Genomic DNA, 10561 nt, shown 5'->3' with positions numbered 1-10561 from the left:
ATGCAGGCTTTGCAGAACCGGGTTACATCAACAGGAGCCAGCGCGGCCAAAGCCACGGGAACCGATGATGCAACGCGGGAACGTGTCCTGCAAGCCGAACACCGGATGCGACGGCAGATCGGAATCGAGGAACAACAAGGTGTTCAGCGAGTGTCCAGAGATCGAGAGCGAACGTTGCAGTACGAACAACGCGTGCGTAGAGAGATTGCAAGGCAAGAAGTACAACAAGCTGAACAACTTAGACGTCTTAACAACAACAGCGTGTTCAATCGTTCGTCGCAATACGTCTTTTCTCAAGCTATGTACTCCAACATCATACGAGGAGCTACAGAAGCTATTAGCGTGTTGAAGCAATTTGAGTACGAGCTCGTCAATGTGCAGCGGGTTATGGGTGATACAGCTGATGTGGCGTTTGTTAAAGACTCGATGGTTGAATCAGCAAAGGAATACGGATATGCACTCAATGAGGCAGCTGGCGTGTATACACTCATCGCACAAAGCGGATTTAATGAGCGGGAATCGAAAGCACTCGCCACCACCGCCCTCATGGCAAAGAATGTTGAGCAATCATTTACGAGCGCAGCTCAAGCACAGGAGCTCATGACCGGGGCTGTACTCAACTATGGTTTAGCTGCAGAGGACTCGGCAAGGCTACTGGATCGCATCAACGAAGTGTCGAACAACTACCCGACAACCTCGAAAAAGATACTAGAAGGTATGAACCGAGTTGGAGCTGCTGCTAAAAACGCCAAAGTGCCCATTAATGAACTGATTGGATACCTCACCGTACTCAATCAGGCAGGCTTCAGCGGTGCGAATGCAGGTAACGCAATCAAATCATTCATTTCATTTTCTAGCCGCGATATTGCGATCGATAAACTTGAAAAATATGTGGGTCTAATCAAGAAAGCAAACGGCGAAATGATGCCATTCAGCGAAATTCTAGGTCGTGTCGCTACTAAATGGGACGGTTTAGCAGATGCGCAGCGTCATGAGATTACACAAGCGATTGCCCGTGGAGACCAGGCATCTAAGTTTATTGCGCTTATGAATAACTACGGAAAGGTTATGGAAATTGCAGAGACTGCGGAAAATTCTTTCGGCTCAGCGCAACGAGAAAATGCGCTTGCGATGGAGACGTTAGCAAAGAAATCACAGCAGCTTAAAGCGACATGGGACGAGCTCATTATTTCCATTGGCGACAGCGGCCTGTTGTCGGCACTGAAAGGTATAACGGACACTACCAAGCTGCTAGTAGATGGTTTTAACTCCATTCCTGACCCTATTCGAAACAGCTTGACCTCGGCTTTATTGCTTGGAGCTGGGATAATGACACTAAATACGGGCATGAGACTCCTAACGGGACAATCAATCATAGCTATGGTCGGAGGTCTAGCGGCCGCTGCAAAGTCGATGTTTGGGATGAAAGTAGCAACAGATGCAGCAACGGTAGCTCAAAGAGGGTTTATCGCAACGCCGATAGGAGCTATTTTGACAGGTATTTCGATAGCAATAGGTGTTGCTACATTAGCTTGGAGCGGCTATGCAGGAGCTCAAAATAAGGCGGTAGATAGCACGAAGCAAGCGGAACGCGATGCGTATGCATTAGGCGAAAGATACAGAGAGCTTAAAGAAATTGTCGATGGTAATACACGCTCGGACCAGGAGATAAAAACCGCTAAAGTTGAATTGGCTACCGTTATCGAGCGAATGAGTAAGGTAATGCCGGAGATGATTTCGAAGTGGGACGAAAACGGCAAGGCAATTGATTTGAATATCGAAAAAATTAAATCATTTTCGGTTGTATATAAAGAAGCACTACGAATTATAGAAGCCGAAAACTTGAAAACCGCACAGGAAGAACGGGAACGTTTAAAAGCTGATCTCGACTTCTTGAATGAGCAAGTAAATAATGGATCAAAGTCGTTTGGGATCTACGGAGAAATTTGGCGGAGCATTAAGGCAGAAATCACTAATATGCCTGCATTAAACATCGACCCTGATGATAATACGGTAGAATTTTCAACAAAAATTGTTGATGTTAGCGAACAAATTGGCGTGCTGGATGAGCGAATTAAAAACAGTCAGCAATCTTTGGATATGTTAGATGGCAAGCTAGGTTCCACTACTGATTCAACGGATGATTTTAGACTGGCTATGGCCGAATCTGCGAATGAAACCGAAGCAAACGATGACGCCATTGTCGATGTTGGCGATGCGTTAGAAGATTTGCAAAAGGAAATCGTTAACGTAAGTGGCAGCATTGCAGATTTAAATCAATTGTCCGCCGATCTAGCCAAAGGACAGTCACTTAACGCCGAAGCTGCAGAGACGTTGATCAATCAGTATCCTCAACTAGCTGCTAGTATTTATAAGACGGCAGACGGTTGGTCTTTTGAAGAAAGCGCCGTAGCGTCGCTTCGTCAATCACAAATCGAATTATTGGAGACATCCCGGTTCACGCAAGCGGGTATCACTTCCTCCATGTATACAGAGTTAGAAAAGCGACTGGAGTATTATGGCGTCGAATTGGATTCAATCGGGAGCTTAGCGGAAGCGCAGTCCGTTATGGATCAAATGACAAAAGGAATGGGTGTTCATTCGTTATACGTGCCTGAAAGTGTACAACAACTTGCTAAGATTGTAGCCATTCGCGAGAAGTTCAGTAAACTCAGTGCCGATCCGAGCTATGGCGTACAATCGGACAAGGCAAAGGACAGTAAAAGCAGCAAGAAAGAAGAAGATCCATTAGCGAAGGCTTTCGCAGCATCGCAGAAGTGGATTGAGCATCAGAAGGCAATGGGGCGACTCTCGACTAAAGAGGAATTAGCATCTTGGGAACGGGTACAGTCACAGTACGTTAAGGGAACTGAACAACGTATGGCCGCCGACGAGAAGGTATATGCGCTCAAAAAGCAATTAATTGAAGAAGCAAAGAAGCTGGAACAGGACACCTATAATGCTTCTGCTAATTGGATTTCACATCAAAAGGGAATCCGAGAGGTATCTGCTAAAGAGGAACTCGAATGGCTGCAACGTTTGCAAGGTAAATACAAAGTAGGCTCCGAAATCCGTATGAGCTTGGATGAACAAGTATACGCTGCTAAAAAAGCGGCCATACGCGAGACGATGGCATTGTCAGAGTCCTATATCTCTCATGAAAAAGCTATGGGTCGTATGTCGCTGGAAGATGAACTCAAAGCATGGCTACGTGTGCAATCCCGTTACCTCAAGGGAACAGAGGAGCGTAAACGGGCAGAGGAGCAGGTCTATGCCCTCAAGAAGCAGCTTATTGATAAAGCGACTGCCGATACAACGAAACTCGTTACCGTCCAGCAGACAGCGCTTGAGAAAGCCAAAAACGACACCATCAAGCGAATAAATGAGGAGAAGGACGCTTTCGTTTCTGCTCAGGACGCGAAGATAAAAGCGATCGATGATCTGATCGCATCAATGCGCGAGCAAAATGCCGATGATGATTACGAAACCCAGTTAGCTGAGAAGCGAGCTAGGTTAGTTTTATTGCAATCTGCTGTTGGTCCGGAAGGTATTAAAGAACGCGAAGAATTACTGAAAGAGATTGCGAAGATGGAACTGGATCGCGGCCGTGATCTTGCTATTCGCAGTCTGGAAGCTGATAAGAAAAAACTGGAGGATGAGAAACAACTTAAAACAGCTGAATATGAAAATCAAATTAAAGAGCTCGAAACACACTACGATGCTCTCATTGACGCTTTTAATGATTTTTCAAATGAGGCCGTGAAACAAGCGGATGCACTCAAGCAAATCCAACTGCTGAAGGAGTCGGAGAAGAACGCGGAGATCCTGTCGCAACTCGACGCCTTCATCCTTGCTTATCAATCTAAAATGAGCAAGATAAGCGGATTATCTATGACGCAAGAAGAACGTGACCTACAAGAGTACAACAGCAATAAAGACTTGTGGGATGCAGCCAAAGCAAGCGGGGATAAAACGAAGATGGCGAGTCTTGCTGCTCGTAATAATGAAATCCGCGATCAATACAACATCAAGCAAGATACGGGCAAGCTGCAGCACTTTTCGGAAGGCGGGAAGGTAAAAGGCATACGCGGCCAAGCGGTACCGGTTATTGCGCATGCCGAAGAATTAATTTTGAACGATCGGCAGCAAGGCAACCTCTTCAAGCTGCTCAACTTCGCCATTCCGAATCTGTCGTTTAAAATGCCAAGCTTCAGCATGCCGATGGCTTCGGGATCTAACGAGTCTATCGTCAACCATAATTACTATACCGTTTCTACTGGAGACGTTAATATAGACGATTCTTCAACAGCTAAAACATTTTGGTCAGAGAGGGATGGCCTTGTTCGTAGATTCCAATCGTCAGGAGGGAGTAAGCAAAGATGATTGAGGTCACCATTGAGCACAAAGGCGGCATTGACACATTCTCCTCTCTTGGGCTGGGACTCAAGAGGAGGGATATACCTGTACTTCCGGAGACTAGGGAGTACAACCAAACCATAGCGGGTATGGATGGCGAAATTGATTTTGGTGTGGAGTATGGTCCGAGGGTCATTGAGCATGATTGTGTATTGATGGCCGATAATCCAACAACAGATTATCACGCAAAGCTGGCGCGCATCGCTCAAATATTTAACGCTCGTAACGGAGATATTATTCTGACCTATAGTGATCTACCGGATCGGCGCTATATCGCCAGATATGCTGGTACGATGAATATTGAAAAAATCATATTCGACGGAAATTTATCCATACCGATGAAAATGTACAATCCTTTCCCTGAATCGTTGAGAGATACTGCACTTAAAGAATACGGGCAAGGCTTGGAGTATGGACAAGGCTATGAATATAGCGCTTATTCCGTTCTTGTGACTTCAAGCGGTCAATCTTTCCAGATTGACAACCAAGGAACGACAGAGGCGTTTCCGCTTGTTAGATTCACAGGAACGTGTACGAACCTATCTCTATCTGACGGACAGCAAACATTCACGTTTGGTGGCGTTATGGCTAATGCAGTTTTGTCAGTGGATTGTAGCTTGCGAAAAAAAACAGTAAAGCTAAATACTCTAAACGCCTTCTCACAATCGAATGGCGTTTTTTTTGTGCTTAAACCGGGTATCACGAATTTCACGCTCACTGGCATTAATCCGAACATATCCATTGAATTCATATTCAGACATCAATATTTATATTAAGGAGGGGCAGGCATGGCGTTCATTCCAAGAATAATTTCTAAATTTCTCGACTTAGCTAACCTACAGCGGCACAACGATAACTTTTCGGATATTAAAACAGAGCTAGACAAGCATGATTTGCACGTAGCCAGTAAAAGCAACCCGCACGAGGTCACGGTGGTGCAAATAGGCGCAGAGACACCAGCAGGCGCTCAGGCCAAAGCTACAGTCGTGCAAAATAATTTAAATACACACACCAGCAACAGTGCCATTCACACGACTCAGTCTGAAAAGGATAAGCTCGCGGGCATTGCCGCTGGAGCTGAGGTTAATCAGAATTCATTTTCTAAGGTCGCAGTTGCGGGGCAGAGTGATGTGGATGCCGACTCGAAGACCGATACGCTCACCATCGCAGGCGGTACCGGAATTACGGTAACCACGAATCCAACAACGGACACGGTGACGATTATCGCTACAGGAACAGCGACACCAGGCGCGCATGCAAGCAGTCATATTACTGGTGGGACTGACATTATCCCTAATGCCGTCGCGAGTGGTAACAGCGGCTTAATGTCAGGGGCAGACAAATCCAAGTTAGATGGTGTAGCTACTGCTGCGGGTACGGCTGGATCAGCAACAGACACGGTGATCGGTAATCGGACGATTGACGATACAGTAACTGCAGCTACAGGTGCGGATACGCCTACTCGTTTGTGGAGCAAGTTGGCTAATATGATTAAGGCGATTACAGGTAAAGCAATCTGGTATATTCCGCCTGTTAAATCAATCGAACAACTCAATAAAGATTTAAACGATGTGGCAGGAGCGAGGACAGGCGTACTTCAAAACGCACTTATCAACGGCAATATAGATGTGTGGCAGCGTGGCACGAGTTTTACAAATCCAGCTACCGGAACTTATACCACGGATCGTTTTAAAATCGCTATTAATAACCTAACGGGAGTGCGACCAACAAATATCATCCATTCGCGTCAGACGTTGACACCAGGGGACATACCTAACGCTAACTATTTTTATCGTGTAAACACTAACGGAGCAGGAACAGGGCCTTATCGCTATCAATTAAATCACCTAATAGAAAATGGAATAAAGTTGTTGTGTGGTGCTGGCAAGAAATTAACGTTCTCCTTTTATGCAAGAAGCACTATTGCTGGAAAGAAAATTGGAGTTAGCCTAGTTAAGAACTATGGAAGTGGCGGCACACCTTCAGCAGTAGAAACAATCGCGGGGAATAATTTCACACTTACATCAAGCTGGCAGAAATTCACTGTTGCAGTTGATACCAATACGCTGGTTGGAAAGGAATTTGGTACGAATAACGACGATTCTCTGATTTTGGTTATCGCCTATGCTTGGGATGCAGCTACTCAAGCTAATTATGCAGCGTCCTCACAAGAAACATTTGTCGGATCAGGTGATATCGATATTGCCCAAGTACAAGTTAATGCAGGAGATACAGCACTACCGTTCCAACCGCGTTCTTTTGCCGAAGAGTTAGCGCTCTGTCAAAGGTATTATTTTAAATCCTTCGATTCATCTTCTTCCACTGGTGGATCTTTTTGCTATAGCGCTGCAGCAGCAACCGTGCTAGCTGGAGGGATTATATTCCCAGTAACGATGCGGACAATCCCAACTCTAGTACTTTCTCAAAATGGAGTTGTTAACCAATTTCGTAAAGTATCTGATGGAGCTTTAGCGTCTGCTACAGGTATATCTGTAGACGTGTCAACTAAAGGACTTGGTGCTATAGGTATCTTCGGTACAACCATAGCAGTTAGCGCAATGTATCAATTCGATTTTACAGCAGATGCCGAATTATAGGAGGGAAACGATGAACGGATATGAACACTATATCAGGACCAATGAAGCCGGGATCATCATCCACGGCTTTTCTTCTGCCTTCGAGCAGCCACTGGCGACAGACCACCTGTACGCCGAGAATGCATCGCGGCACTTTCATGAATCGTTTTCAGGGTCATTAACCAATGAGCGCGGGCAGTATCGGTTTATGTGGGATGGAGAAATCGTACCGCGAACACAGCAAGAGCTTGATGCTGAATGGCTGCTACAGCCTCCTAAATCACCAACAGCAGAAGAACGAATTGCAGAGCTGGAAGAAGAGAATTTATCCAACATGCTTGCATTAGTTGAACTACACGGACTTATCTTGTCTATGGGCGGTGAATCTTAATGATAGAGGTATATGTAAAACTCATTCGTCGTGGTGCTATTAAGTTAAGTGATGTTCCGACATCCATTCTTCAAGATGTGGAATCGGCGCTTGCAGGGGCTTAGCATGATCAGGTCTGCGCTAATCAACCTAATTCTATGTTTTGTGAGAGGAGGTGAAGATATGATTCCAGTATACTGCACACTGATCATTAAAGGCGCTCTGACGTTTAACAAGGTTCCAGCATCCTCAAAGCCTGCCGTTGAAGATATGCTGACAGTACTTGGCTACGACACTACAGGAGCTCCAATTGCTGAGTAGTGGCGTTGTGATTCTGAGGCGATCATTGCTCCGAAAATACTGTAATAGGCTCCGTATGTGCGGAGCCTATTCTGGCGGAAGGAGGTAACGACATACTTAAGGTATACGATAAAAACTTAGTGGCAGTTGGTGTATTGCCAGATGCCATTGATGTACAGCGTACACGCCGTTTAAATAGCGATTATGAAATATCCTTCACGCTGCCGATGAATAGCGAGGATTACGACAAAATACAGATTAAAGGTCACGTTCAGGATGAGCGCGGCCAGTATTATGTCATCAATGATCGATCGCGGAAGCGGGACGGAGAGAAGCGGCTTGTGCAGTTTGATTGCATGCATGTGATATTCAAGTTGTCGGATATAAAGTTTCCGTATGCAGCGTACATGGATGAGGGATTCGGCATCAACATCGTCACGCTTCTGAATAACATATCAGCGGCAACAGGCGGCAAGTTCACCTTCTCGCTAGATGACACATTTGATTTACAGGATGTAAAGGACTTTGGCCGAGGGAACTGCTTGCAGGCGCTAAACAAAGTCATTGAGATTTACGGCTGCGAGATCGAGCCGGACAACTTCGTCATTCATATCAAGAAGCAGATCGGTATGGACCGCGGTCTACAATATCGTTTCCAAAAGAATATCATCAATGTTAATTTCAAAGACAGCTCCAGAACGCTTGCAACACGAATGTTTTCTCAAATGAAAGACGGTCGGACATTCATAGGTTTGTCAGCATCGAACCTGACAACTGAGGAGCGAGCGTTACTGAACGCGGTGCCTGGCGCCATTGTGAGTGGCGAGATTAAAGTGAACTACCTCATCTCCCCTTACGCTGCTTACTGGTCGAATACGACAAACACTTATTTTGATAACGAGATCATCAATCAAGATATAGAAGATCCTCTGGAGCTGCTGAAAGCTACACGAAAGGCATTAAGAGAGAATGAAGTACCTGCTATCGACGTTACGATCAGCGCAGCAGACTTGCACAAGATCGATGACGAGGAACCTGAGATTTACTTAGGCGACACAGTAGCTATGTTTGATGCTGGCATGCAGATCAACGGAATTACTGCTCGCGCAATGGAAGTGGTGGAATACCCTTATGAAAATAACAAGCATCCAGATGTAAAGCTTGCCAACTACTTTCTAAGGGATTACATGGACATTATCGCAGACTTGGACAAGTCGAAGCAGGTCGTCGATAACTTGGTGAGCGGTGGGAAAGTAAGGACGGCAGCATTTGAAAGCTTCGCCGCTCAGGCAGTAAATGACATCAACAATAGTAAATCTGAGATCATTTACGACGAGCGAGGGATTGTACTTCGGAGTAAGTTAATTCCGAATGATCAAGTCGTGCTATCTTCTAAAGGAATGTATATTACGCGAGATGGAGGCTTTACGGCCGAAGCAGCCATAACCGCCGAGGGAATTTTAGCTCCGAAGGTAATAGGTAAGCTTGGAAATTTCGTTGAAATTGAAATAGGGATAGGTAACAACGTCTTCAAGGCAAATCAAAGCGGCATACACCTCGGTCATCAAGCCTTCGGCAGTTCGCCATTTCGAGTTAATATGACAGGAGAACTTGTTGCAAACATGGCAACAATAGCTGGAGAGGTACACGCGACAAGCGGTTCGTTTTCGGGAAATATTAACGCTTACGGTACAATAACAGGCGGTACGTTGACTGGAGCGAAGATCCAAACGAAAGCAGCAGGCGTATATCCGAGGATCGAACTAAACTCTGATGGTGATTTGCTGAGAGCTTATTACAGCGGAAGCAACTACGTTGGTATTTCATCTAATTTATCAAGTACTCCAGGACTTGAATTCATCGGATCAAATATCAGGCAAGGCGCCATTTATTCTGAGAATAGTGATCTTTATATTGGCGCTTCTAATGGGAATTTAGACATAATCGCGTGGGTAGATGTGGTTATTCGTAATGTATTCGGGGTGACACGTATTGACAGTTGGAACAAACTATTTAGCACCGCTAATTCCCAAACGTTACAACAAGCCCTGAATGACAAAGTTGGCCTAGGAGCATCTACATCGAGTCACACCCAACCCTCACATAATCACGGAATACCAGAAGGCACTCGTCTTGCGGTAGTAAATTCTTCGGGCGTTGTTACGGGATCTGTTATTTTTTCAGCCAGCGGAGGGTTTACCCATTATCATACCATCTAGTAGAATGGAGGATAATTCCACATACTGGAGAGGATGGTTATTTTGAAAAAAGTGTATTATGTGATAACAGGAATTGTGGTTGGTGTTGTTTTGAGTGTTGGCACAAGCGCATATGCAACAGAGATATCTGCACTTGTAGGCAAGAAGATTCAAAGCGAATGGACTGTGACTCTCGACGGCACACAAATTGATAATGCTATTATTGTTGATGGAAAAAGTTATGCACCGGTACGTTCAATTAGTGAGGCTGTCGGCCTTGAAGTAGGTTTCCAAGGAAAGAATGTAATTTTGAACACCAAAAAAGCGGGAGGGGATGTCTTGACTAAAACAGAATCATTGGAAATGTCGATTGAAGCAACTAAATCAGACATTAAGTTCTATCAGTCCTTCCTTGAAATGAATCCTGATTTTTCACCTGAAAAGAAAAGTGCGATTAACGAAAAAATAGCTGCTCTGAATGAACAATTGGTTTCACTGGAGAAGCAGAAGTCCGAGATTAAATAATTAAATCAACATTTAAAGCCCTCGATAATCTTCGGGGGCTATTTTAGTATAAGGGGAAGTTTTAAATGGCCGATGTTAAAAAGAAGCTTGAAATAACGGTTGATGTAGATAAGCCGGTTGAAGAGATTAAAGAATGCGTAATATCCATCTCGATGTTCCACGGATCCGAGCAACTC

8 protein-coding genes are annotated in these 10561 nt (G+C 45.0%); all 8 read left to right on the top strand.

Going from position 1 to position 10561, the window contains the following annotated elements:
• The coding region (locus FGT79_RS30290; RefSeq protein ID WP_138756543.1) for a phage tail tape measure protein at positions 1-4383 on the top strand (4383 nt) is incomplete at its 5' end.
• Positions 4380-5192 carry a phage tail domain-containing protein gene (locus FGT79_RS30285; protein ID WP_138756542.1) on the top strand — a complete coding sequence of 271 codons (813 nt, stop codon included), beginning with the start codon at positions 4380-4382 and terminating at the stop codon, positions 5190-5192. The genes FGT79_RS30290 and FGT79_RS30285, both read left to right, overlap by 4 nt.
• 12 nt (positions 5193-5204) lie before the next feature.
• Positions 5205-7013, top strand: a complete 1809-nt coding sequence (locus FGT79_RS30280) for a hypothetical protein (protein WP_138756541.1) — start codon at positions 5205-5207, stop codon at positions 7011-7013.
• Positions 7014-7023: 10 nt separating this feature from the next.
• Positions 7024-7383: a hypothetical protein gene (locus FGT79_RS30275; RefSeq protein WP_212758663.1), complete on the top strand. Its 360-nt coding sequence runs from the start codon at positions 7024-7026 to the stop codon at positions 7381-7383.
• Complete coding sequence (locus tag FGT79_RS32360) at positions 7383-7487, top strand: CD1375 family protein (RefSeq protein ID WP_281286054.1); 105 nt, start codon at positions 7383-7385, stop codon at positions 7485-7487. The genes FGT79_RS30275 and FGT79_RS32360 overlap by 1 nt, the downstream gene beginning before the upstream one ends.
• A 58-nt stretch (positions 7488-7545) precedes the next feature.
• Positions 7546-7683, top strand: a complete 138-nt coding sequence (locus FGT79_RS31460) for a CD1375 family protein (protein ID WP_171056533.1) — start codon at positions 7546-7548, stop codon at positions 7681-7683.
• Positions 7684-7727: 44 nt separating this feature from the next.
• Entirely contained in the window at positions 7728-9881 is a 2154-nt protein-coding gene (locus tag FGT79_RS30270) for a phage tail protein (RefSeq protein ID WP_342778553.1), read from the top strand.
• A gap of 42 nt (positions 9882-9923) precedes the next feature.
• Positions 9924-10385 (top strand): hypothetical protein, encoded by a 462-nt coding sequence (locus tag FGT79_RS30265; protein ID WP_138756539.1) that lies wholly within the window; start codon positions 9924-9926, stop codon positions 10383-10385.
• The last annotated feature ends 176 nt before the right edge of the window (positions 10386-10561 follow it).

It is taken from the genome of Paenibacillus sinopodophylli (assembly GCF_005930355.1).
GTDB lineage: Bacteria > Bacillota > Bacilli > Paenibacillales > Paenibacillaceae > Pristimantibacillus > Pristimantibacillus sinopodophylli.
Note: the sequence above shows the minus strand (reverse complement) of the source record. Positions and strands in the feature narration are given on the sequence as shown.